Annotated in this window: 19 protein-coding genes; 11 read left to right on the top strand and 8 right to left on the bottom strand. The window is 56.5% G+C overall.

The annotated features are described in order from the left end of the window. Positions 1-2: 2 nt before the first annotated feature. The 3 genes from ACFPLB_RS15320 to ACFPLB_RS15310 all read right to left on the bottom strand — a co-directional run bounded on the left by ACFPLB_RS15320 (position 3) and on the right by ACFPLB_RS15310 (position 4,284). Complete coding sequence (locus ACFPLB_RS15320) at positions 3-938, bottom strand: ABC transporter permease (protein ID WP_378231195.1); 936 nt, start codon at positions 936-938, stop codon at positions 3-5. Between the two features lie 64 nt (positions 939-1,002). Further along, on the bottom strand, positions 1,003-2,595 hold the full coding sequence (locus ACFPLB_RS15315) for an ABC transporter substrate-binding protein (protein ID WP_378231193.1): 1,593 nt from the start codon (positions 2,593-2,595) through the stop codon (positions 1,003-1,005). Positions 2,596-2,658: 63 nt separating this feature from the next. Beyond that, the gene (locus ACFPLB_RS15310) at positions 2,659-4,284 is read right to left on the bottom strand and encodes an amidohydrolase (RefSeq protein WP_378231190.1); all 1,626 of its coding nucleotides are present in this window, start codon (positions 4,282-4,284) and stop codon (positions 2,659-2,661) included. A gap of 338 nt (positions 4,285-4,622) precedes the next feature. Here ACFPLB_RS15310 and ACFPLB_RS15305 point away from each other — a divergent pair, with 338 nt between their 5' ends. Continuing rightward, a complete protein-coding gene (locus tag ACFPLB_RS15305; RefSeq protein WP_378231188.1) occupies positions 4,623-5,555 on the top strand; it encodes a LysR family transcriptional regulator in 933 nt (310 codons plus the stop codon). Between the two features lie 7 nt (positions 5,556-5,562). On the opposite strand, the gene ACFPLB_RS15300 is transcribed toward ACFPLB_RS15305, so the two are convergent. After that, entirely contained in the window at positions 5,563-6,591 is a 1,029-nt protein-coding gene (locus ACFPLB_RS15300; RefSeq protein ID WP_378231420.1) for a DmpA family aminopeptidase, read from the bottom strand. Between the two features lie 89 nt (positions 6,592-6,680). Then, positions 6,681-7,430: a helix-turn-helix domain-containing protein gene (locus tag ACFPLB_RS15295; RefSeq protein WP_378231186.1), complete on the bottom strand. Its 750-nt coding sequence runs from the start codon at positions 7,428-7,430 to the stop codon at positions 6,681-6,683. Positions 7,431-7,700: 270 nt separating this feature from the next. On the opposite strand from ACFPLB_RS15295, the gene ACFPLB_RS15290 reads away from it, so the two are divergent. Genes ACFPLB_RS15290 through ACFPLB_RS15260 form a run of 7 tightly spaced genes read left to right on the top strand, consistent with a single transcriptional unit; the run spans position 7,701 to position 18,531 of the window. Then, positions 7,701-10,409: a nitrate/nitrite transporter gene (locus tag ACFPLB_RS15290; protein ID WP_378231184.1), complete on the top strand. Its 2,709-nt coding sequence runs from the start codon at positions 7,701-7,703 to the stop codon at positions 10,407-10,409. 17 nt (positions 10,410-10,426) lie between these two features. Further along, the gene (locus ACFPLB_RS15285) at positions 10,427-14,176 is read left to right on the top strand and encodes a nitrate reductase subunit alpha (RefSeq protein ID WP_378231182.1); all 3,750 of its coding nucleotides are present in this window, start codon (positions 10,427-10,429) and stop codon (positions 14,174-14,176) included. Further along, complete coding sequence (gene narH, locus ACFPLB_RS15280; protein WP_378231180.1) at positions 14,173-15,693, top strand: nitrate reductase subunit beta; 1,521 nt, start codon at positions 14,173-14,175, stop codon at positions 15,691-15,693. The genes ACFPLB_RS15285 and narH overlap by 4 nt, the downstream gene beginning before the upstream one ends. Continuing rightward, positions 15,690-16,388, top strand: coding sequence for a nitrate reductase molybdenum cofactor assembly chaperone (narJ, locus tag ACFPLB_RS15275; protein ID WP_378231178.1), 699 nt, complete (start codon positions 15,690-15,692; stop codon positions 16,386-16,388). Before narH ends, narJ begins: the two co-directional genes overlap by 4 nt. Before the next feature lies 1 nt (position 16,389). Beyond that, entirely contained in the window at positions 16,390-17,121 is a 732-nt protein-coding gene (gene narI, locus ACFPLB_RS15270; RefSeq protein ID WP_378231176.1) for a respiratory nitrate reductase subunit gamma, read from the top strand. Then, entirely contained in the window at positions 17,118-17,969 is an 852-nt protein-coding gene (locus tag ACFPLB_RS15265; protein ID WP_378231174.1) for a peptidylprolyl isomerase, read from the top strand. Before narI ends, ACFPLB_RS15265 begins: the two co-directional genes overlap by 4 nt. A 4-nt stretch (positions 17,970-17,973) precedes the next feature. Beyond that, on the top strand, positions 17,974-18,531 hold the full coding sequence (locus tag ACFPLB_RS15260; protein ID WP_378231172.1) for a DUF2478 domain-containing protein: 558 nt from the start codon (positions 17,974-17,976) through the stop codon (positions 18,529-18,531). Between the two features lie 190 nt (positions 18,532-18,721). Here ACFPLB_RS15260 and ACFPLB_RS15255 read toward each other — a convergent pair whose 3' ends face one another. From ACFPLB_RS15255 to ACFPLB_RS15245, 3 genes are all read right to left on the bottom strand, one after another. Next, entirely contained in the window at positions 18,722-20,035 is a 1,314-nt protein-coding gene (locus ACFPLB_RS15255; RefSeq protein ID WP_378231170.1) for a sulfurtransferase, read from the bottom strand. Positions 20,036-20,163: 128 nt separating this feature from the next. Beyond that, positions 20,164-20,880: a cytochrome c biogenesis CcdA family protein gene (locus tag ACFPLB_RS15250; RefSeq protein ID WP_378231168.1), complete on the bottom strand. Its 717-nt coding sequence runs from the start codon at positions 20,878-20,880 to the stop codon at positions 20,164-20,166. After that, positions 20,881-21,309: a TlpA family protein disulfide reductase gene (locus ACFPLB_RS15245; RefSeq protein WP_378231166.1), complete on the bottom strand. Its 429-nt coding sequence runs from the start codon at positions 21,307-21,309 to the stop codon at positions 20,881-20,883. It lies immediately after the preceding gene. Between the two features lie 205 nt (positions 21,310-21,514). Here ACFPLB_RS15245 and ACFPLB_RS15240 point away from each other — a divergent pair, with 205 nt between their 5' ends. Genes ACFPLB_RS15240 through ACFPLB_RS15230 form a run of 3 tightly spaced genes read left to right on the top strand, consistent with a single transcriptional unit; the run spans position 21,515 to position 23,591 of the window. Then, positions 21,515-22,726: a YeeE/YedE family protein gene (locus tag ACFPLB_RS15240; protein ID WP_378231164.1), complete on the top strand. Its 1,212-nt coding sequence runs from the start codon at positions 21,515-21,517 to the stop codon at positions 22,724-22,726. Next, complete coding sequence (locus ACFPLB_RS15235; RefSeq protein ID WP_378231161.1) at positions 22,723-23,004, top strand: hypothetical protein; 282 nt, start codon at positions 22,723-22,725, stop codon at positions 23,002-23,004. The genes ACFPLB_RS15240 and ACFPLB_RS15235 overlap by 4 nt, the downstream gene beginning before the upstream one ends. Then, a complete protein-coding gene (locus tag ACFPLB_RS15230) occupies positions 23,004-23,591 on the top strand; it encodes a DUF6969 family protein (RefSeq protein WP_378231160.1) in 588 nt (195 codons plus the stop codon). Before ACFPLB_RS15235 ends, ACFPLB_RS15230 begins: the two co-directional genes overlap by 1 nt. The last annotated feature ends 29 nt before the right edge of the window (positions 23,592-23,620 follow it).

Below are 23,620 nucleotides of genomic sequence, written 5' to 3'. Positions count from 1 at the left end.
GCTCAATCCACCTTGATGCGCGGGTCAATCACGGCATAGGCGATATCGACCAACATGTTGATAACCAGAAACCACAGGACGATAACAATCACCGTTCCCTGAACAACGGGAATATCGCGGGTTGAAACACTGTCGACCAAAAGCGAGCCGATGCCCGGCCAGGAAAACAGCTTTTCAATTACGATGGCCTGTCCCATCAGCGAGCCGATCTGTAACCCAAGCGTGGTCAGGATCAGCACCAGCACATTGCGGGTGACATGCGCGCCGATCAGGCGCGGTTCCGCCAGCCCCTTGGCGCGCGCCGTGCGCACAAAATCGGCATTCATCACATCCAGAACGCCCGCCCGCGTCGTTCGCGCCAGAAGCGCCATGGGCGAGACGCCCAAGGCAATGGCGGGTAAGATGATGTGGCGGAAACTGCCCGGCTGATAGCCAAAGCTCGGCAGCCAGCCCAGTTGCAGGGCGAAAAAATACATCAAGAGCAGGCCGAACCAGAATTCAGGCAGCGACAGGCCCGAAACGGCGACCACCATGGTGCCGGTGTCAAATATGCTGCCCGGCTTCAAGGCGGCGATAAACCCCAGCGGAATGCCGATACCGGCAGCAAAGGCCATAGCGGCCAGCGCCAGTTTGACCGACGGCCACAGCCGTGGCTCGATCACCCCCCATACCGCTTCGCGGGTCCGGTAGGAAATGCCGAGATCAAAATGCGCCAATCCCCACAGATAGTTCCACAGGCGTACCGGCCAGGGCTTGTCCAGCCCGAATTGCGCATTCAGATGCGCCATGACATCGGCATTGGTGGCGTTGCGGCCTTCAGCCATCAGGCTTGAAATGAAACTGCCGGGCACAACGCTGAAAATCACAAAGATAATCAGGACGACCGCCAGCAATGTCGGGATCATTTGCAGTGTGCGACGAAAGATAAAACGTAACATAAGCAGACCTTGCCTCCAAGGGCGGGACCGGAAACCGGTCCCGCCAACCTATCAAGCTGATCTGCTACTTGCGTGATGCAGGTGCGCTGTCGTCAATCCAGATGTCTTCATAATCCTGGATCGCCAGTTCCATGGCATTGGCCTTCAGGCCCTGCACCCATGGCTGATAAGCCATCACGGCCTTGTTGTAGTTGAAGAACCAGACCGGGGCCTCTTCCTGCAACAGATTATTGGCCTGCTTGAGCAGGTCGATCTGCTTTTGTGCATCGGTCTCATCACCGGCTTCCTCAATCAGCTTGTCAAAGTCGGCATTGCTGAACTTGACATAGTTACAGGCGCTTTGAGGCGTGGCGGAATGAAAGCAGGTCAGGAATTTCAGCGGGTCGGGGCCCGATGAGTTTGACCAGATAAAAGCTTCAAAATTGTCAGACAGGATCTTGTCGGACAGGACCGCGCTTTCTACCGGCTCTGCCGAAACCTCAACCCCGACCCTGGCCAGCATCGGAATGATGGCTTCAATGATCGGCACACCCCAGCTTTCATTCGAGGTGCCGATAATCGAAAATTTCAGGCCCGTTTCAAAGCCTGCCTCTTTCAGCAACTCCTTGGCTTTATCGGGGTCATAGGCATAAGGCTTGGCGTCCTGATCAAAGGCAGGCGACGAGACCGGCAGCCAGGACACGGCCGGATAGGCCTTGTTCTTCAAAAGCTTTTCAACAATCAGGTTCTTGTCGATGGCGTAGTTGATGGCCTGACGAACCCGCTTGTCCTTGAAAGCCTCGACATTGGGATTAAAGCCCACATTGCGGGTATAGACTTCGGCCACTTCAAGAATATGGTCCTTGAGCGCTTCTTCCTGCCCATAGGCTTCATATTGTACGGGGCCGAGCACGCTGACATCGATCTCACCATTGCGGAAGGCGACGTCGCGGGCGGCAGCTTCACCCATCAGCATGATGGAGAGCTTGTCGAGATGCGGCTTTCCTTCCTCGTAATAATCGTCGAATTTCTCAAATTCGACTTTTGAGCCGGGCGTATAATTGACCAGTTTGAAAGGCCCAAGCCCGTTTGGTTTGGAAGCCAGTTGATCTTCCGGGTAGTCCTTGGAATAGATCGGCGCAAAATTCGACATCAGGTTCCAGCCCGGTTCGGCCAGATTGATGAAGGTGATTTCAATGGTCCGGTCGTCGATCTTTTTCAGGCCGGAAATATGATCGGCAGTGCCCGCCTGAAACTCGGCGACACCGGCAATCTGCAACATCTGCTCGGCGCCCGGCAGCGCCTTTTTCGGATCGGCCAGACGGTTGTAAGACCAGATCACATCATCGGCATCGAAACTGTCGCCATTGTGGAATGTCGCTTCGCGCAACTTGTAGGTATAGGTCTTGCCATCGGCAGATTTTTCAACCGATTCAGCCAGAGCAAGCTCAGGCTGGCCGCTTTCGGAGTTCCATTTGTAAAGCGAACTGTTGAGCGCCTTGGCCACGATCTCGTCTTGCGTGTGCGGCGAGGCGGTAATGTCGAGCGACATGATGGAATTGCCGTAAGGGGCGGTGAAGATAAATTCTCCGCCATCTTTCGGGGTTGCGTCTTGCGCCAGTGCAACAGGCGCCGTTCCAAGCATAAGGGCCCCAATCAGGCCAAATCGCATTTTCATACCAATATTCTCCCTAATTTATGTTCGTTTCCCCGTTTGAGCTGCCCTCTTCATGAAAACAGCTCAATTTCTTTCATAGACGATACGCCCGTCCAGAATTGTCATTTCACATTGCGCATGCCGCAAAATTTCCTCCGGGTCGGCGCTCAGAAGATTATGCGAAAAAACAGCAATATCCGCCAGCATTCCCGCCTCCAGCCGGCCTTTGACCTTTTCAGCGCCCTGACTATAGGCCCCATTTTCCGTATAGGCACGCAAAGCCTGTTCAGGCGTCAATATCTCGGTCTCATCCATGAGTGTCGCCTTATGCGTCTTGCGCGTCATCATGGCATAAAGATCGGGGAAAGGGTTGGGCGAACAGACCGGTGAATCGCTGCCGGTGGCAGGCTTCATTCCAAGCTGGTCCCAGGTGTTGATCGGATAAGAGCGCAGGCCGCGCTCTGGTCCCAGAACTTTTACATAGGCATCGCCGAAATCATAGATGAAAGCCTGTTGCGGCACCGGCAGAATGCCTGCCTTGAGCATGCGCTGGTTGAGCGCATCATCGACATAGCCGCAATGCTCGATCCGGTGACGGTGCGTGTGGGCGGGATCGGCGGCGCGCAAACGCTCATAGGCGCGGATCAACTGCTCAACGGCGGCATCGCCAATGCCGTGGCAGGCCAGCGAATAGCCCAGCGCCGCATAGCGTTCGACCAGTTCAAAAAGCTGCGCATCCGGCAGCATCTGCACGCCAAAATTATCCGGCTCGTCAATATAGGGCTGGCGCATCCAGGCGGTGCGTCCACCTGCCGAGCCGTCGGTAAAGATTTTCACCGCGCCAATACGGAACATGTCGCTGCCCTGACCGGTGACAAGGCCCATTTCATGGCAGGGCTCGACAATCGACGATCCGGGATCGCCCAGCAAGGTTGCCCACACCCGAACCGGCAGGCGGCCGCTCTGCTCTGCCTGCTGATAGGCCTTGATCTCGGTCATGCCGTCGATCTGGCCAACGGCTGCATCCATGCAGGACGTGATGCCGAACTGCAAAAGATGATGCCCGCCCGCCTCGATCGCCTCGATGATACCGGCAAGCGAGGGGGTCGGCTGAATATCATAGACGAGGTCCTGGGCGTTTTCCGCCAGCAGCCCGGTTAAAACACCATCGGCGCGTCCGATCAGGCCGCCATCCGGGTCGGGCGTATCAACAGTAATGCCCGCCAGTTCCAGCCCGCGTGAATTGACGATGGTGACATGACCGCAAGCGCGCGTGACCGAAACCGGATGGTCAGGCAGGGCGGCATCCAGTTCCTGCGCCGTTGGCATCAGCCCGTCGGAATAGCGGGTCTGGTCAAATCCACGCGCCGTGATCCATTCGCCTTTCGGTGTTTGGGCAGCGCGCATTTGAAGCGCTTCCAGAAGGGCGCTGCGAGTGGGGGCAGCATCGGGTGTTGCATCAACCTTGCCGCGCAAAAGACCCGTCGAGATCAGGTGCAGATGCGCATCATTCAAACCCGGCATGGCAAAGCGCCCGGCCAGATCAATGATCTGTGTGTCGGGGCCGGTCAGAGCCTTGATGTCGTCGTTTGAACCGCAGGTCAGCACCTTATTGCCAAGGATCGCGATCGCTTCTGCAACCGGATTTCCATATCCGGTCCAGATGATGCCGCCCTGCAAAACAAGGTCGGCCTTTTTAGTGGAATGCATGATCCTTGCGGTCTCCCCTGTGAAAGGACAGTCTTGCTACCCGTTCTGATCCTGGCCCCATATCAGCCTTGTTCCGGCCTGATTTGTTCAGGTTGCGGTTTCTGCCTTCTCAAGGCCAATTCGGTTTTAGCAATTTATCATGCAAAATTTGCATAATGATGATATTTGAACAGGATACGCCCTGATTTTTTACAGTAAGCCAACCAGCCTCAACAAAAGTTAGAGCATCGGACCAAAAAGTAGAATCGGTTTTTGGATAATTCCGATGCTCATTCAAAGAGTTAGAGCGTCCTTTGTGCGTCCGACAGGACGCACGGCGCTCTAAGGGAAAAAAGCAGATGGAAATCAAATGGCTGGAAGATTTCGTAACGCTTGCCGAAACATCGAGCTTTTCGCGGGCGGCTGAAATTCGCAATGTCACGCAACCGGCTTTCAGCCGGCGTATCAAGCAGCTTGAAACATGGCTGGGCGCCCCCCTCATCAGCCGCGCCACCATGCCTGCTGAACTGACTCAGGCAGGGCTTAATTTCCTTCCTGTCGCCCAGGAGACGATCCGCACCTTCAGTGTCGTGCGCGAATCCTTGTGCCCGCCTGTCGAGCAGGGGCTGGTTCGATTTGCTGCGCTCCACACCTTGACCATTACTTTTTTCCCGCAATGGATACAGGAACTGCAAGACAATAGCTGTAAATTTGGAACCTCCTTCATTGCCGACAGAGGCGGTATCGAGGCCAATCTGACGGCGCTGACCGATCGTGAGACAGATTTTTTTCTCACCTATGCGCATCGTGATGTGCCGTTTCACCTTGATCGCAACATGTTTTCCTCTTTGACCATCGGCACCGACCGGCTGATCCCGGTTGCCGCCCCGCAATTGCTGGCGGAGGGGGCAAGACAGGCAAAAGCCATTCTGGACAGGTCAGATATCGCACCCTTGGCCTTGCCTTATCTGGGCTATGGCCACAGTTCGTTTTTTGGCGTGGCGCTTGACCGGCTGTTTCTCAAGCAGCCGTCCTTCCGGCGTAAAACCGTGCATGAAAGCCCGATCAGCGCCAGCCTGCGGGAACTGACCCTGGCAGGTGCGGGCCTGTGCTGGCTGCCGGAAAGTCTGGTCCGGCAAGATATTGCTCAAGGCGATCTGATTATGTGCTCAACGGACCCTTTCTGGACACTTGATCTTGAAATCCGGCTCTATCGGAGTTCAAAAATACCCCGTAATGGCGTGCTGGAATCCATCTGGCAGGCGGCACAGAAACTGGCGGAAAAATCTTAGTAAGGCTCTAGCCTGCCTGGCCCAGCCAGTCGCGTAAAGCCGGGATTTTTCGGCCATTGCGCCCCATCACCGATTTTGCCGCACATAGAGCGTTGAGAACGGCTTCAGCAGTTGCCTCCACCGCAGCCTCAAAAACATGGTCGATATAATCGTCATGAAGGCGCGAGATTGTGCTGATGGGCAGGCAAGGCTTGTGCGGCTTTGGATCGGCAGTGGTGAAAGCAATGGAAACATCGCCGCTGCCATGGCCCCAAAAAGAGCCAAGGCGGGCAATGCCTGCACCCGCACGGCGCGCCACACGGCCCAGTTGCCGCTCTTCCAGCGGCAGATTGGTGCCAAGCACAATAATGATCGAGCCGCTTTCAGGCCGGGGCGGAATTTTGGGATCGGGTCTGCGTCCATCCGGCAAGATGAGATCGCCAGCCCTGCCGAAATTGGAAAGCACCAGCGCGCCCAGCGTAAAATTTTCCTCCCCGATTGCAATCAGCCGGGAAGCGCTGCCAATCCCGGCCTTGAAACCAAAGCTGGTCATGCCCGCGCCCGCCCCGATATTGCCCTGTTCAACCGGGCCATGATGGGCAGATTCCAGCGCAATTTGCGCATTTTGCGGGGTGATGAGGCGCGCCTGAATGTCATTGATGGCGCCATCATTGCATTCGCACACAAGCGAATTGACGGTGCCGGTCGTACGCCCGATTTCAGGATTGGCGGCAATGGCTTCCTCAATCAGCGCCTCAATGCAAGGGGCTACCGAAAATGTATTGGTCAACAGGATTGGCGTTTCGATGGTGCCAAGTTCCGCCAGTTGCATCAGCCCGGCCGACTTGCCAAAGCCGTTGATCACCTCGACTGCGGCGCGAACCTTGGATTGAAACAGATTGCCATCATGCGGCTTTATGGCTGTGACGCCGGTTGCCACGCCGTCTTCAATGCGGGTCCAGTGCCCGACAAGGACACCGGGCACATCGGTGATGCTGTTGCCCGGGCCGGGCTTTAGCCGCCCGGTGTTCAGTCCCAATTGCCGTGCTGCACCCATTTTCAGTTCCCGCCTCATTCAATCCCCGCTTCATTCAATCAAAGACTGTTATCTCACCCTGTCACCTTGTCGCGGCAGATATGAGGGGTTTATGCTGTGCGCCTCATATTCATATTGTGCTTGGAGTCAGGCCTTGCAGAGCGTTTGACCGGCTCATCCATCACGGCGTCCGGCAAGGCCAGCGCCGTCAGTTGCGCGCGGTCGGTAATGGTCAGGCGCATGCCCTGAACCTTGAGACACTGTCCTTGCAAGGCTTTGATCGAGCGTGACAGGTTTTCAGGCGTCATGCCGAGATAAGAGGCCAAATGGCGCTTTTCCACCGGCAAGACAATGCTGTCAGCAGCGTTTTCATGGTCTGAGCGCTGCAATATATAGGCGGCCAGCCGCTCAACGGAACTGCGCAGCTTCAAATTCCTGGTCTGGCGCACAAAACCGCGATAGCCATTGGCCAGTTCACGCATCGCCGCCATGGCGAAATCAGGATCATGGCGTAGTGAGACGCGCACATCGGCCACCGGAATCATGACGATTCTTGACCGCTCCAATGTCCGCGCCGACATCAGATAGGGCTCGTCACACACACAGGCTGCCAGAATGAAGGTCGAAACCGGCTGCACCACCCCCATCACCGTGCTGCGCCCGTTCCAGCTGGCGAACAATTCAACAGAGCCATCAATGAGGATATGCAGGAAATCAGCAAAATCACCCTGCTCAATCAAGTCGAGCCGGGGTGGAAAGACCTGTGAATAGGCAATCTTCATCAAGCTCTCGAAGGTCGGCGTCGACATTTCCCGAAACAGGGGAAGGCGACGCAATTCCGACTTTCGATCATCAGTCATTCGGGAATGCCCCGCCTTTATAAATTGATACTTATCAATTTTTTCTTTGAATTATATCAACAAAAGATGCAAGCCCTTTATTTTAACGACAAAAGACAATGAAAATCTGCTGTCTCCTCGTCCAAAAATCATCCGGATCCTGCGGCAAAGTTGGAATTGATCTAAATCAACGACACTGGTGCCTTATGCCTGTTTGATGGCACGTGAACCAAACCAGATAGCCAAGGGCCCGCTCGCCAAGGCGGCCTGAGGCCAGCCATGACGGGTCACATGATGCCAAGCCACAGCCAACAGCAAAGAGCCCTCTGGCTCAGCACGCTCGCTTTTACGCTTTGCTTTGCCGTCTGGACGATTTTTTCCATTATCGGGCTGTCGATCAAGGATGAGCTTCAACTCTCCGAGTTTGAATATGGCGTGTTGATCGCCACGCCGGTGCTGACCGGCTCGCTGATCCGCCTCATCCTTGGCGTCTGGACCGAGCGCTTTGGCGGACGGCTGGTGTTTTCCGCCCAGATGATTTTAACCGGGCTCGCCACCTTTGCGATGACCTTTGCCAACAGCTATTTTACCTTCCTGCTGGCCGCTCTTGGCGTGGGGCTGGCCGGTGGCTCCTTCATCATCGGCGTCGCCTATGTCACCAAATGGTATCCGCAGGCAAGCCAGGGCACAGCACTTGGCGTCTTTGGCATGGGCAATGTCGGTGCGGCGGTAACCACGTTCCTGGCCCCTTTCGCGCTGGTTGCATGGGGCTGGCAAGGTGTGGCGCAATTATGGGCGGCGATCATCGCTGTCATGGGCGTCGTCTTTTATCTTCTGGCCAAGGATGATCCTGATTTTACAGCGCGCCGCGCGCAAGGCATTTCCGCGCCAAGTCTGGCCGAGCAGTTTGCGCCGCTGAAGAAACTTCAGGTCTGGCGTTTTTCGCTCTATTATTTTTTCGTCTTTGGCGGCTTTGTCGCGCTGGCTCTGTGGCTGCCCTATTATCTGGTGCAGGTCTATGATGTCGATATTCGCACCGCCGGTATAGCGGCTGCCATATTCAGCCTTTCAGCCAGTATTTTCCGTGCTTATGGCGGCGTGCTTTCCGACCGTTTTGGCGCCCGCACCGTCATGTACTGGACGCTCGGCTTTTCGGCGCTTTTCCTGTTCATGCTGTCTTATCCGCCCACCGATTATGTCATCCGCGGCCGCCATGGCCCGATTGCCTTTTCCACTGAAATGGGACTGTGGCCTTTCGTGGTCACGCTGTTTGCGCTGGGCTTTTTCATGAGCCTTGGCAAGGCCGCCGTCTTTCGCCATATCCCGGTTTACTATCCCAAACATGTCGGCTCGGTCGGCGGGCTTGTCGGCATGATCGGCGGGCTTGGCGGCTTTGTCTTGCCAATTATTTTCGGCGCGTTGCTGGATGTCACCGGCATCTGGACCTCAGCTTTTGTGCTGCTGCTTTTGATCGTCGTCGTCTCGCTTGGCTGGATGCATTTTTCAATCCGCGCCATGGAGCGGCAAGCGCATGGGGCAGCGCTCGACCGGCTGCCCAACTTCCCCGAACTGGCCGAAATTCACGACCCCGACCGCACGGTGATGGCGCGTGTCATCGACGACTGGCGCCCGGAAGACCCGCAATTCTGGAACGACAAGGGCAAGAAGATTGCAACACGCAATCTGTGGATTTCAATCCCCGCTTTGCTGCTGGCCTTTGCCGTGTGGATGGTCTGGTCGGTGGTGGTTTCAAAACTGCCCTCGATCGGCTTTGATTTCACCCAAGATCAACTGTTCTGGCTTGCGGCCCTGCCCGCATTGTCGGGCGCAACCTTGCGCATTTTCTACAGTTTCATGGTGCCGATTTTTGGCGGCAGGCTGTGGACGACACTTTCAACCGCCTCGCTGATGATCCCGGCAATGGGCATTGGCTATGCGGTGCAGGACCCGACAACGCCCTATCTGATCTTCATTGTTCTGGCGCTTTTATGCGGCTTTGGCGGCGGCAATTTCGCCTCATCCATGGCCAATATCAGCTTCTTTTATCCGCGCTCGGAAAAGGGCAATGCCATGGGTCTGAATGCCGGACTTGGCAATCTGGGCGTCTCGGTCATGCAGTTTCTGGTGCCCCTTGTCATCACCGCCGGCGTGTTTGGCGCGCTGGGCGGCGCACCGCAATTGTTGCCAGATGGCAACCCGATCTGGATGCAGAATGCCGGTTTCATCTGGGTGCCGTTCATCATGGTCTCAACCGCGCTGGCCTGGCTTGGCATGAATGATCTGGCCGATGCGCGCTCTTCGTTTCGTGAACAGGCAGTGATTTTCACCCGCACCCAGAACTGGGTGATGTGCCTGCTTTATGTCGGCACATTCGGCTCTTTCATCGGCTATTCGGCAGGCTTTCCACTGCTGTCGGGGCTGGCATTTCCTGAAATCAATGCGCTGCAATTCGTCTTTCTCGGACCTTTGATCGGCGCGCTGAGCCGTGCTGGCAGCGGCTGGCTGGCCGACAGGATCGGCGGCGGGCGCGTCACCTTCTGGGTGTTTGTGGGCATGATTTTCTCGGTGCTGGTGGTGATCTGGGGCCTGCAAAGCGCATCTTTTTCCATCTTCTTTGCCGGTTTCATGGCGCTGTTTTTCTTCACCGGGGTCGGCAATTCCTCAACCTTCCAGATGATCCCGGTTATCATGCGCAAGGAAATTGCCCGGCTTTATCCCGACCGGAGCGTTGACGAACAGCGCCGCCAGTCGGAGCGTGAGGCGGCCGCCATCGTCGCCTTCACCAGCGCCATTGGCGGCTATGGCGGCTTTTTTATCCCCAAAGCCTATGGCACCTCGATCGGCCTGACCGGCGCGCCGCTTGCCGCATTGTGGGCCTTCCTTGCCTTTTATGTCCTGTGCCTCGTCGTCACCTGGGCGGTTTACACCCGTCGTGGCGGCCTGCTGCACGATATTGAACGCGGTCGTCGGGCGATGCCTGCCGCCATTCCTGCCCGATAGTCTTTAGGAGACCAAAGATGAGCCATCTGCTGGATCGACTGAATTTTCTGACCTCCTTGCGAAAAGATACGTTCGCCGATGGTCACGGCCAGACGACAATTGAAAACCGCGACTGGGAAGATGTGTATCGCCGCCGCTGGCAGCACGACAAGATTGTGCGCTCCACCCATGGGGTCAATTGCACCGGGTCCTGCTCATGGAAGATCTATGTCAAATCCGGCATCGTCACATGGGAAACCCAGCAGACCGACTATCCGCGCACAAGGCCCGACATGCCCGACCACGAGCCCCGCGGCTGCGCGCGCGGCGCGTCTTATAGCTGGTATCTTTACAGCGCCAACCGGGTCAAAACCCCGCTTATTCGTGGCCGCTTGATGCGACTGTGGCGCGAAAAGCGCCGGACAATGAGCCCGATCGAGGCATGGACGGCTATCCAGAACGATGCGGCGGCCCGCGAAAGCTACACAAAAATTCGCGGCAAGGGCGGGTTCGTGCGGGCAAGCTGGGATGAGGCAACCGAAATCGTTGCTGCCGCCAACGCCTACACGACAAAGAAATACGGGCCGGACCGGGTGTTTGGCTTTTCTCCGATCCCGGCCATGTCGATGGTGTCTTATGCGGCGGGCACGCGCTATCTGTCGCTTCTCGGCGGCACCTGCATGTCGTTTTATGACTGGTATTGCGATCTGCCGCCAGCCAGCCCGCAAACATGGGGCGAACAGACCGACGTTCCTGAATCTGCCGACTGGTATAATGCCGGTTATCTTCTGATTTGGGGGTCCAACGTGCCGCAGACGCGCACGCCGGACGCTCATTTTTACACCGAGGCGCGCTATAAGGGCACCAAGAGCGCTGTCATCTGCCCGGATTATTCCGAGGCCGCCAAATTCGGTGACATCTGGCTTCATGCCAAGCAAGGCACGGATGCAGCCCTTGGCATGGCGTTTGGCCATGTCATTTTGCGCGAGTTTCACCTTGACCGGCAGGTGTCCTATTTTGAGGATTACTGCCGCAAATATTCCGACATGCCGATGCTGGTGCGCCTTGACCGCCAGGGCGAGCGGCTGGTTCCGGGACGCCAGTTGCGCGCTGCCGATTTTGCTGATGGGCTTGGCGAGAAAAACAATCCCGACTGGAAAACGGTCGGCATTGATGAAACCTCGGGCAAGATTGTCGTACCCAATGGCTCGATCGGTTTTCGCTGGGGCGAAAAGGGCAAATGGAACCTTGAGCAAAAGGCTGGCAAGCAGGAGGTCAAACTCAAGCTCAGCCTGATCCATGATAAGGATCATGACGAGGTTGCCGGTATTGATTTTCCTTATTTTGGCGGTGCCGCCGCCAACGGTTTTGAAGTCGATGACCGCGGCGAGATTTTAACCCGCAATGTGCCGGTGAAAAAGCTGAAACTGGCCGATGGCGAAGAGGTTCTGGTCGCCACGGTGTTTGATCTTTTATGCGCCAATTACAGCCTTGATCGCGGGCTGGGGGGCGCGCATGTCGCGGCCGATTATGATGCCGATGTGCCTTTTACGCCTGCCTGGGCCGAGCGCATCACCGGGGTGCGGCGCGACAAGATCATTCAGGTCGCCCGTGAATTTGCCACTAACGCCGAAAAGACCAATGGCCGTTCCATGGTCATTATCGGTGCGGGAATGAACCACTGGTTCAACATGGACATGAATTACCGCGCCGTCATCAACATGCTGGTGATATGCGGTTGTGTCGGCCAGTCGGGCGGCGGCTGGGCGCATTATGTGGGCCAGGAAAAGCTGCGCCCGCAAACCGGCTGGACACCGCTGGCCTTTGCGCTCGACTGGGCGCGCCCGCCGCGCCACATGAACTCAACCAGCGCCTTTTATGCCCACACCAATCAGTGGCGCTATGAAACGGTTGGCGCCGCCGATATTTTATCGCCGACCGCACCGGCAGGCGATTGGGCAAAATTGAGCCTGATCGACTATAATATCCGTGCCGAGCGCATGGGCTGGCTGCCTTCGGCCCCGCAATTGAAAACCAACCCGCTGGAGGTGGCAAAAGCCGCCCAAAAAGCCGGTATGGATGTTCAGGACTATGTCGCCAGAGGCCTGAAAGCAGGCACATTGCAAATGTCTTGCGAAGACCCCGACGCCCCGGAAAACTGGCCGCGCAATCTGTTTGTCTGGCGCTCCAACCTGCTTGGCTCATCCGGCAAGGGGCATGAATATTTCCTGAAACATCTGCTGGGCACCGACCACGGTGTGCAGGGCAAGGATCTGGGCGAGGAAGGCGGCATGAAGCCGGTCGAGGCCGTCTGGCACGATGAAGCGCCGGAAGGAAAACTCGACCTTCTCGTCACCATCGATTTTCGCATGTCGACCACGGCGGTCTATGCCGACATCGTGCTGCCAACGGCAAGCTGGTACGAAAAGGACGACATGAACACGTCCGACATGCACCCGTTCATCCATCCACTGCAGGCAGCGGTCGATCCGGCCTATGAATCAAAAACCGACTGGGAAATTTTCAAGGCGATCGCCAGGAAATTTTCTGAAATCGCCCCGGAAGTTCTGGGGGTTGAAGCTGATGTGGTGCAATTGCCGATGCAGCATGACAGCCCCGGCGAACTGGCGCAAAGCGTGGTGGCCGACTGGAAGCAGGATGAGTGCGAGCTGATCCCCGGTGAGACGGCCCCAAACTATATCGCCGTCGAGCGTGACTATCCCAACCTTTACAAGCGCTTTACCTCCATCGGGCCGTTGATGGAAAAGATCGGCAATGGCGGCAAGGGCATTGCCTGGGATACCAAGCAAGAGGTCCATCATCTGAAGGCGCTCAACGGCACCGTCATTGAAGAGGGCGCGACCAAAGGGCTGGCGCGGCTGGATACGGCCATTGATGCTGCCGAAATGATCCTGATGCTGGCGCCTGAAACCAATGGCGAGGTGGCGGTCAAGGCATGGGAGGCGCTGGAACAGGCCACAGGCAGGAAGCATCGCCATCTGGCAGCGGTCAAGGAAGATGAGAAAATCCGCTTCCGCGACATTGCCGCCCAGCCGCGCAAGATCATCTCGTCGCCGACATGGTCGGGCATTGAAAGCGAGGATGTTTCCTACAATGCCGGCTGGACCAATGTGCATGAACTGATCCCGTGGCGCACGGTCACCGGTCGCCAGCAGCTTTATCAGGACCATGAATGGATGCGCGCCTTTGGCGAGGGATTTGTGACATGGCGGCCACCGCTTGACCTGAAAACCGTCGGCAAGGAGGCGACCCGCTCCTTGGCGCAAGGTGAGCCGCATGTGGTCTTGAATTTCCTCACCCCCCACCAGAAATGGGGCATCCACTCGACCTATACCGACAATCTTTTGATGCTGACGCTCAATCGCGGCGGGCCGGTGGTGTGGATGTCTGAAATCGACGCCCAAAAGGCCGGGCTGGTCGATAATGACTGGGTGGAAGTCTTCAACATCAATGGCGTCATCACCGCGCGCGTCGTGGTCAGCCAGCGGATGAAGGAAGGTTCGCTGTTCATGTATCACGCACAGGAAAAGATCGTGAACACGCCCGGCAGCCAGATCACCGGCAAGCGCGGCGGCATCCACAATTCTGTGACCCGCATTGTGCTCAAGCCCACCCATATGATCGGCGGCTATGCCCAGCTTGCCTATGGCTTCAACTATTACGGCACGGTCGGGTCCAACCGTGATGAATTCGTCATCGTGCGCAAATTGTCGAAGGTCGATTGGCTCGACCAGCCCGCAACCCAGTTACCGGAGGCAGCGGAATGAAAATACGTGCTCAGATCGGCATGGTGCTCAATCTCGATAAATGTATCGGGTGCCACACCTGCTCCGTCACCTGCAAGAATGTCTGGACCAGCCGCGAAGGCGTTGAATATGCCTGGTTCAACAATGTCGAAACCAAGCCCGGCATCGGTTATCCCAAGGACTGGGAAAACCAGAAACGCTGGAATGGCGGCTGGCAGCGCACCAAAAGCGGCGCGCTGCAACCGCGTCAGGGCAGCAAATGGCGCATCCTGTCCAATATTTTCGCCAATCCCGATCTGCCTGAAATCGACGATTTTTATGAACCGTTCGATTTCGACTATGACCATCTGAAATCCGCGCCGGAAATGAAGGCTTTTCCAACGGCGCGGCCACGCTCGAAAATTTCGGGCGAGCGCATGGAAAAGATCGAATGGGGGCCGAACTGGGAAGAAATTCTTGGCGGCGAGTTTGAAAAGCGCTCAAAAGATTACAATTTCGAGGGCATTCAGAAGGAAATTTACGGCCAGTACGAAAACACCTTCATGATGTATCTGCCGCGCCTGTGCGAGCACTGTCTCAACCCGACCTGCGTGGCGGCTTGCCCATCTGGAGCAATCTACAAGCGTGAGGATGACGGTGTTGTTTTAATTGATCAGGAAAAATGCCGCGGCTGGCGCATGTGTGTGTCGGGCTGTCCCTACAAGAAGATCTATTACAACTGGTCAACCGGCAAATCCGAAAAATGCACCCTGTGCTATCCGCGTCTTGAAAGCGGCCAGCCGACGGTGTGTTCGGAAACCTGTGTCGGGCGCATCCGCTATCTGGGTGTCATGCTTTATGACGCCGACAAAATTGCTGAAGCGGCGGCCACGGAAAACGAGCAGGATCTGTATGATGCCCAGCTCGGCGTTTTCCTCGACCCCAATGACCCCGAAGTGATTGCGCAAGCGCGTGCCGCCGGTATTCCCGAAGACTGGATCAAGGGCGCGCAAAATTCGCCGATCTGGAAAATGGCGATGGAATGGAAGATCGCCTTCCCGCTGCATCCCGAATATCGCACCTTGCCGATGGTCTGGTATGTGCCGCCACTGTCACCGATCCAGAATGCGGCGGAAGCTGGCAAGATTGCCGCACAGGACGATATGCCCGATGTGCGCAGTTTGCGCATTCCGGTGCGTTATCTGGCCAATATGCTCACCGCTGGTGATGAAGCACCCATCGTCTCGGCGCTGGAGCGGATGCTCGCCATGCGCTCCTATATGCGCTCCAAGACGGTCGATGGCGTCGTCAATCTTGGTGTCGCCAAGCGCGTTGGCCTGGCTCCGTTGCAGATTGATGAGATGTACCAGTTGCTGGCCATCGCCAATTATGAGGACCGCTTCGTCATCCCGACCACGCATCGCGAACTGGTTGAAGATGCCTATGACCTGAAGAGCGGCTGCGGTTTCACCGATGGCAATGGCTGCTCATCCGGCCATTCGGGACAATCGCTGTTTGGGGCTAAAAAATTCCGCAGCCCACAGGAGTTCATCGCATGAAAACCTATAAGGCGCTTTCCGCCCTGTTGACTTACCCTGAGACCGAGCTTCAGGAGGCAATTCCGGCCATCAGGACCGTTCTTGACGAGGGGCTGCTGACGCAAGTCTCGATTCATGCGCTGGAGCCGCTCTTGTCCTCGCTTGAAACAGACGATCTTTATGATCTGCAAGAGCGCTATGTGCTGCTGTTTGACCGCTCGCGGACCCTGTCGCTCAATCTGTTTGAGCATATTCATGGCGAAGGCCGCGACCGGGGTGGGGCCATGGTCGATTTGCTTGAAACCTATCGGGCAGGCGGCTTTGATCTGGCAGGCGTTGAACTGCCCGACCATCTGCCGGTGCTGCTTGAATTCTTATCGACCAGGCCGGTGACTGAGGCCCAGTCTGTTTTAAGCGATGCCGGTCATATCATTCTGGCGCTGGCCGAGCGCCTGGAGCGGCGCGGCAGCGTCTATGCCGCCGTCTTTCAGGCTCTGGTGGCGATTGCCGCCGCCGACGCTTCCACAGAAGAAGCCCAGGCGCTTCTGGCACAGGAAGACGACAATCCCGAAGATCTGGAAGCCCTTGATGCGGTGTGGGAAGAGGCGATGGTGACCTTTGGCCCCGACCCGAATGCAGGCTGCCCGATCAGTCGTGACATTCTGGCCCGTATGGACCCCGCGCCTGCCGGGGCACCGCGCGAAATGGGAGGCTGATATGAATTATCTTGTCTTTGGCGTCTATCCCTATATCGCCATCACGGTGATGTTTGCCGTCAGCATCATCCGTTATGATCGTGATCCTTTTACGTGGAAATCGAAATCAAGCCAGCTTTTGCGCAAACGGCAATTTGTTCTCGGCTCGGTGCTGTTTCATGTCGGTGTGCTGGCCATTTTTGCCGGGCATCTGGTCGGGCTTTTGACCCCGATCCAGATTTTTGATTTTCTCAGCGTCAGCCATGAAGCCAAGCAGTTGATGGCCATCGGGCTTGGCGGCATTGCCGGTATCATGGCGCTGATCGGTGGTGTTTTGCTGCTGCACCGGCGGTTGTTTGACCCGCGCATCCGCGCCAATTCCACACTGGCCGACACCGGCATCATGGTGCTGTTGATGGCCCAGCTTGTTTTAGGGCTGGCCTCGATCCTTGTCTCGCTCAACCATCTTGATGGCGCAGAAATGGTCAAGCTGATGAACTGGGCGCAAGGCATCATCTATTTACGCCCCGGGGCTGCCGATTATCTGGTTGGCGTCCACTGGCTGTTCAAAGCCCATATCTTCCTTGGGCTGACGATCTTCCTGTTGTTTCCGTTCACGCGGCTGGTCCATATGTTCTCGGCCCCCGTGCGCTATCTGTGGCGGCCGGGCTATCAGATCGTGCGCTCAAGGCGGGGGGCAAAACCGGCCCGCTCCGGCCTCGAGCCGCTGCCGCGCATGGAGGCGGGAGAATGAGAGTTCTTGATCTGACCAACGCGCCGGTGCCGGTCACCGTTAACGGCATCACCATCGCCCCTGAAGCGATTGCCGCAGAAGCACAAAACCACCCCATGCCCAAAGGCAGCAAGCCAGGCTGGGCATGGAAGGCAGCAGCGCGGGCGCTGGTGTTGCGTGAAGCGCTGTTGCAGGAGGCACGCACAAAAAATATCGAGGCTGCGCCGATCGAGCTGGAAGAAGGCAAATGGGAAACGCAGGATGAGGCGTTGATCCGCCAGCTTCTGGAACAGGCCATTCCGGCGGCCACAATCGATGAGGCGGCCTTGCGCGCGCTTTATGATGATGCACCGGAGCGGTTTCGCGGGCCATCGCTGTTTGAGGCAGCCCATATATTGTTTGCCGCCAACCCTGAGGATGCGGGCGCAACACTGCTGGCGCGCCAGCAGGCCGAGGCGGTTCTGGCTGAATTAAAACGCGATCCACGGCGTTTTGCGGCACTGGCCAAACAGTTCAGCGCCTGCCCGTCGCGTGAACATGGCGGCATGCTTGGTCAATTGGCTTCGGGCGATACCGTGCCTGAATTTGAAGCTGCCCTTGCCGTGATGGAAGAAGGCGAAATTTCAAAAACGCCCCTTGAAAGCCGTTATGGCTTTCATCTGATCCGGCTCGATGCACGGGTTCGTGGCGAGGTTTTGCCGTTTTCCACTGTCCTGCCGCAATTGCGCGAAGCACAGGAAAAAACCGGATGGGTGCGCGCCAGCCGCGCTTATATTGATGCGCTTGCCGCCAAAACCACAGTGACCGGGATTGATTTGAACGAAAAACCGGAGAAGGTTGAGCACTCAGCGGTCAGAAAAGCAGGATAAGATAATGCAGCTTGGATATGTCAGTGTGCAGGGCCGCGGCGAGATCGATCTTCTGCTGGCCGATGTTGTGGCCCGCCTTGAAGCCCGCAACATAGCTCTGGCAGGCACGGTGCAGACCAATATCGAGCGCAGTGACCGCCGCCATTGCGACATGGATCTGCGCCTGTTGCCGGATGGACCCATTGTGCGCATCAGCGTTGACCGGGGCGCTGAAGCCCGCGGCTGCCGGCTTGATGCCGGAGTGCTGGAACAGTCTGTCTTATGGGTGACAAAGGCGCTGGACGGGGCCGAATTTCTGATCGTCAATAAATTTGGCAAGCAGGAGGCCGAAGGCAAGGGACTGACCGGCGTAATTGCCGAGGCGCTGGAACGCGGGCTGCCGGTTCTGGTCGGGGTCAATGGGCTGAACCTGCCATCTTTCCTCGATTTTGCCAGCGATATGGCGACAAAGCTGACACCGGACGTGCAAAGCGTGGCGGACTGGTGTTTTGCCGCCTTGGCTGAAACAAGGCCGCAGACCAGGTCTGTATCGGTAAAAGAACCGGCAATAATGCCCGCATGATCTTTGCACTCATGCAGCGTGCAGACATGAATTGACCCCCGAAGCTGGTTCCCAGCTTCGGGGGTCATATTTTAGTTTATACGTATGATCTTGTCTGAAAGGTCTGCAACTTTTCTAAGATCATGCTCCAAGTTCTTGTTTTAACCGCATTTGTGCGACGCCAGATGTATCCATCTGGCTGCAAAATGCTTTAGCCCCGGCGCATCGCACCGTTTTCCCAGCCCTCGAACTTGCCGGTGAAGAAATTCACATTTTTAAAGCCCAGCAGTGACAAGACCGTATAGGAATGGGTCAACTGAACGCCGCCGCGCGTGAACAAAATGATCTGCTTGTCGGGCGTTACGCCTGCTTCTTCATAAAGCTTGCGCAACTCATCCGTGTTTTTCAAAACCCGGTCATCATTCAAGGTGCTGTCCCAGAATACGTTGACGGAGCCTGGAATCTGACCCGCTGCATAGTCAGATGGGGCGCGCACATCCAGAACAACCACGTCCGGATTGCCAGACAGTTCCTGAACCTGTTCGGCACTCAGGAAATGCGGGCCTTGCGCGTCATTTTGGGAAATATCCTCGCCGGTGAAGGCATAATTGTTGAGCGCAAGCGCTTGTCCGGCTGCCGGATCGCGGCTCCACTCATCCCAGCTTTCATCATAGATGCGCACATTGGTGTAGCCCAGATTGCGCAGCGCAATATAATTATTGGCAGCAGCAACACCCGAACCGCAATAGGACAGGATTTCCTTGTTCTTGTCGATGCCGCGCGAGATCAGCAGATTGTTGATGACATCCTCAGGCAGAACCTTGCGATCCTCGCTCAACAGGCGTGAGGCGACAATCGACTTTGCGCCCGGAATATGTCCATCGACAAAAGCATCCGAATTGCGACCATCGACAATCACAGCCTCGGGCGACTGGAGCCGGGCTTCGACATAGGCCTTGTCAACGCGCATGTCATGCTTGTCGGTAATCTTGAAATCGCTGGCGGCAACTTCGACAGGCCCGGTCTCCAATGTTCCGGTAAAGGCTCCCACGCCACCATCCAGCACATGGATGTTTTTAAAGCCTGCATATTCAAGCGCAATGAAGGCGCGACCCGGCAGTGACGTAGTGTCATAAATCACCAGCGTTTCGCCATTGTTGAGACCGGCGGCGGCAATGACCTCTTCAATCACGGCATCATCTTGAAACTCATTGCGGATGCCATCACGCTCCGAAACATTCAGTGCCGCCCAGGGCAGGTTGACTGCGCCGGGAATATGGCCTTTCTCAAAAGCCGCCGGCTGGCGCACATCGACGATTTTTGCACCCTTGTCTGCAAGTTCGGCAAATTGCTCGGCACTGACGATAATCGGATAGCCGGCTTCCTGCGCCTGAGCGGCCATGCTGATCAGCGAACCCGGCATTGCGGCGCTGATGACGGGGGCTGCAATGGTCAGGGCTGCAACAGACAGGGCGCTGGCGGCCAGAAGGGTTTTGGCGGACTGGTGAAGGGTTGAGGAAAACATTGAGAAAAAACCTTTCGAGATATTCGATGCCGCAATGTCCCAAAGATTACCGATGCAAACAATGAACAGACTGCCAAAACCGGGCATGGATGCGAAACAGTTTTCTTATTTTAGCGCATATCTTGAAATCAGTTGACGACCAGACGTTCCCAGCCTGTCAAAAGCGCTTCCCAGCCGGGAAAGATTTTAAACAGGATAATCTGGAATGTCCGGTCAAATCCAAACCAGATGGCCAGCCCAACCAGCAGGATCACCAGCCCCATGATCTGCTGGATGCGGGCGCTATGGCGCTTGAGAACATTGATGCGCTTGTAAAGGCGGTGGCCAAACAGCACGGCCAGCCCCATGGGAATGGCCGTTCCAAGGCTGAAGGCAAGGGCAGTTGCAGAAGAGTGCCATGTTGTCTGCTGATTGAGCGCCAGCGTGATGACAGACGCCATGATCGGCCCCACACATGGTGTCCAGGCAAGGCCAAGGCCAGCCCCCGTCAACAGCCCGCTGCCAAAGCCCGATGACGTGCCAGCCCCCGCAAAACGGTTTGCAAGGGGGGCGGCCAGCATTTCAAACCGGCTCTTTAAAACAGGCACGGCAAGAACCAGCCCCATAACAATAAAGATCAGGGCCGCCACTGTTCGGTGAATGTCCGGCGGGATCGAAAACTGGCGCACCAGCAGGCTTAAAGCCAAAGTGACGCCGCTGAAGAACAGGGCAAAGCCGATGATGATGCCCGCAGGGCGCAGCCGCCCACCAATTGCCGAATTGGCAAGAATGACAGGCAGCAGCGGCAAGACACAGGGTGACAAGACCGTCACCACGCCCGCAACAAATGCGAAAAACAGGCTCATTTAGCGGGTATTTTCATTAAGCCCGGCAACCCCGCCGGCATTCCACAGCTTTGCGCTGTTGGCATCCTTGTCGAGAAGAACGAATGTGTCCTGATAGGTGACGCCATATTTTGCCTTCAAGTCTGTTTCCGTATCGTAATCTGCAATGATCACAGTGATGTCCGGCTCAATATCGGACCATTTTTCGGAAAGCTCCGTCAGGGTCAAAATGCAATTGGGGCACCAGGTGGCAAAGAAAAAGACAACCGCTTTTGTTTCCTGCGCGGCGATAGCGGCAAGATCGGTCACACCCGGCTCATACTGGACAAGTCGGGCGCGGCTTTCTTCGGTCTGCGCGGTTTCGGCAGCAGCAGGCAGGCTCACCAGAGGGGCGGTCGCAAAAGCAACAGCCAGCGCCAGCGCGACAGCACGAAATGATTGATATTTCACAGTCTAAACCTCAATAATAATGTTTTTTGGGATAATATTTTTTGACAAATTAGCCTTGTGCAGCCGCGACCGGAAGGAATGGGGTTTTGCCAGCAGTCAAATCCACGCGCTTATATTTCAAAACAGGTACATTGCATGGAACGGCATTGCTTCAAGCAACAGGGCTGCCATGGGATAAGGCAGGCACAATTGAGAAACTGGACCCATGACGACTGCGATTTTAGATATACCCTTGCGCAAGCCGCGCATTGATTTGCCGCCGCTCCTGACGGTCAGTGTTGCACTCCTTGCCGGAGCCATAGCCCTTGCACTGATTGTCAGCGTGACGCAGGCATTGCTGTTTTTAACCGGCGGGCTTTTGGGCCTTGCGCTCTATCAGGCCTCTTTCGGCTTTACCGGCGGCTGGAGACGTTTCGCCACCGAGCAACGCAGCCGCTCCATGCGCGCCCAGTTCATCATGATCGGGCTGACCGCCATCATCTTCATTCCGCTGATGAGCGGCAGTTTCGACATGGGCCGCACATTTGCGGGCGCCTGGGCGCCGGTAGGCGTATCTGTGGTGTTTGGCGCCTTTTTATTTGGCGCCGGCATGCAGCTTGGCGGCGGCTGCGGCTCAGGCACGCTCTTTACCGTTGGCGGCGGCAGCGCGCGAATGCTGGTCACCCTGCTTGGCTTCATCACCGGGGCCACGATCGGCACCTGGCATCTGCCGTTCTGGCTGGCGCTTCCCTCCATGCCAATCGTGCGCCTTGGCGACACATTCGGCGGCATGGGCGGCACGCTTGTCACACTGGCCGGGCTGGCCATCATCATCGCTTTTTTGGCCTTTGTTGAAAAACGGCGGCATGGCTCTGTTGAATCCGTCTTTTCAGGGCTGCGCGATTTTAAGCCGTCAAACTTTCTGCATGGCCCATGGCCGCTGATTTTCGCAGCCCTTGTGCTGGCGCTGGGCAATGTCCTGACGCTTTTTCTGGCCGGGCACACATGGTCGGTGACCTATGGCTTTGGCCTGTGGGGCGCAAAAGCTTTTGAAGCCATTGGCATTCCGGTTTCCGACTGGGCGTTCTGGAAAATTCCTGCGCAGGCCAACGCGCTTCGCCAAAGCGTGATTTATGATGTCACTTCAGTGATGAATTTCGGCATTATTCTAGGGGCCGCACTGGCTGCTGCACTGGCCGGGAAATTTGCGCCAAAGGTGAAGGTGCCGCTTTTGTCATGGGTGGCAGCCATTCTTGGCGGCCTGCTTATGGGCTATGGGGCAAGGCTGTCTTTCGGCTGCAATATCGGCGCGCTGTTTTCCGGCATTGCCTCAGGCAGCCTGCATGGCTGGGTGTGGCTGGTCATGGCCTATCTTGGCAGCCTTGGCGGCATTCTGGCGCGCCCGTTCTTCGGTCTTAATGGGTTCAAAAAATCATGAGCAACAAGAATACAACGCTTTTTGCCGCATCCATGCTGGCCGCGATCGGGGCCATTGTTGCAGATCATGTCACCAGTGAGGCGCCTGTGGCTACCCTTGCACAGGAAGAAGGCTTCAACCCTTGCGCGGCTGCTGCCCCACCACCGGCACCGGGCGAGCGCAATTATGATGACATTGCCAATGAATACAGCTCCGATGGGGCAGCCGCGCCCTTGCCCGCTCCCTTGCCAGAACCGGGGTCGGCTGATCTCAACCCCTGTTCAGCAGGTCTGCTGTAATGGATAATGATGTCAAAACCCGCGCCCGTCAGGAAATTGCCTATTGCGAGGCCATTCTGGCAAAATCCGGCTTGCGGGTTTTGGACCGGGTTTTGCCAAAAGATGGGCTTTTGACCTGGAAACATTATCCAGAACCGGATGTCTATGATCCGGTGCAAGGGGCGCAATGGTATTATCATTGCCATGACGACAGCGCCGCACAGGGCGAGCACGGCCATTTTCATTGTTTCGTGCGGCCAGACGGACGCCAAAGCCCTGCCTGTCATCTTGTCGCCATTGGCGTTGACGCGCAAAGCCGCCCGACGCGGCTGTTTAGCGTCAATCAATGGGTGGTGGGCGGCCAGTGGCATGATGCGGCCACCACAAATGCGCTGCTGGGGCGCTTTAATGTCGAACTTGCAACGCCCGATTATCTGGTCAATCGCTGGCTGACCGGGCTTGTCGCGCTTTATGAAGATGAAATTGCAGCGCTCAATATCGAGCGTGACACAAGGCTTGCAGCCTTTGATCGGCCTTTTTCAGAACTGCTTGAGGATCGCTCAATTGAAGTTTTGACACAATTGCCGATCCCGCCTTCATTGCTCTAAAGCGTGTCGCAATCTTTCAGATTCACACG

It is taken from the genome of Aquamicrobium segne, assembly GCF_042656785.1.
GTDB classification, from domain to species: domain Bacteria; phylum Pseudomonadota; class Alphaproteobacteria; order Rhizobiales; family Rhizobiaceae; genus Mesorhizobium; species Mesorhizobium segne.
Note: the sequence above shows the minus strand (reverse complement) of the source record. Positions and strands in the feature narration are given on the sequence as shown.

Excerpts from the sequence above, each read along its gene's own strand:
- ACFPLB_RS15320 (WP_378231195.1), bottom strand. The coding sequence starts at position 938 with ATGTTACGTTTTATCTTTCGTCGCACACTGCAAATGATCCCGACATTG.
- narH (WP_378231180.1), top strand. The coding sequence starts at position 14,173 with ATGAAAATACGTGCTCAGATCGGCATGGTGCTCAATCTCGATAAATGT.
- ACFPLB_RS15295 (WP_378231186.1), bottom strand. The coding sequence starts at position 7,430 with ATGACTGATGATCGAAAGTCGGAATTGCGTCGCCTTCCCCTGTTTCGG.
- ACFPLB_RS15310 (WP_378231190.1), bottom strand. The coding sequence starts at position 4,284 with ATGCATTCCACTAAAAAGGCCGACCTTGTTTTGCAGGGCGGCATCATC.
- ACFPLB_RS15315 (WP_378231193.1), bottom strand. The coding sequence starts at position 2,595 with ATGAAAATGCGATTTGGCCTGATTGGGGCCCTTATGCTTGGAACGGCG.
- ACFPLB_RS15290 (WP_378231184.1), top strand. The coding sequence starts at position 7,701 with ATGATGCCAAGCCACAGCCAACAGCAAAGAGCCCTCTGGCTCAGCACG.
- ACFPLB_RS15240 (WP_378231164.1), top strand. The coding sequence starts at position 21,515 with ATGACGACTGCGATTTTAGATATACCCTTGCGCAAGCCGCGCATTGAT.
- ACFPLB_RS15305 (WP_378231188.1), top strand. The coding sequence starts at position 4,623 with ATGGAAATCAAATGGCTGGAAGATTTCGTAACGCTTGCCGAAACATCG.
- ACFPLB_RS15265 (WP_378231174.1), top strand. The coding sequence starts at position 17,118 with ATGAGAGTTCTTGATCTGACCAACGCGCCGGTGCCGGTCACCGTTAAC.
- ACFPLB_RS15285 (WP_378231182.1), top strand. The coding sequence starts at position 10,427 with ATGAGCCATCTGCTGGATCGACTGAATTTTCTGACCTCCTTGCGAAAA.
- ACFPLB_RS15250 (WP_378231168.1), bottom strand. The coding sequence starts at position 20,880 with ATGAGCCTGTTTTTCGCATTTGTTGCGGGCGTGGTGACGGTCTTGTCA.
- ACFPLB_RS15230 (WP_378231160.1), top strand. The coding sequence starts at position 23,004 with ATGGATAATGATGTCAAAACCCGCGCCCGTCAGGAAATTGCCTATTGC.
- ACFPLB_RS15255 (WP_378231170.1), bottom strand. The coding sequence starts at position 20,035 with ATGTTTTCCTCAACCCTTCACCAGTCCGCCAAAACCCTTCTGGCCGCC.
- ACFPLB_RS15235 (WP_378231161.1), top strand. The coding sequence starts at position 22,723 with ATGAGCAACAAGAATACAACGCTTTTTGCCGCATCCATGCTGGCCGCG.
- narJ (WP_378231178.1), top strand. The coding sequence starts at position 15,690 with ATGAAAACCTATAAGGCGCTTTCCGCCCTGTTGACTTACCCTGAGACC.
- narI (WP_378231176.1), top strand. The coding sequence starts at position 16,390 with ATGAATTATCTTGTCTTTGGCGTCTATCCCTATATCGCCATCACGGTG.
- ACFPLB_RS15300 (WP_378231420.1), bottom strand. The coding sequence starts at position 6,591 with ATGGGTGCAGCACGGCAATTGGGACTGAACACCGGGCGGCTAAAGCCC.
- ACFPLB_RS15260 (WP_378231172.1), top strand. The coding sequence starts at position 17,974 with ATGCAGCTTGGATATGTCAGTGTGCAGGGCCGCGGCGAGATCGATCTT.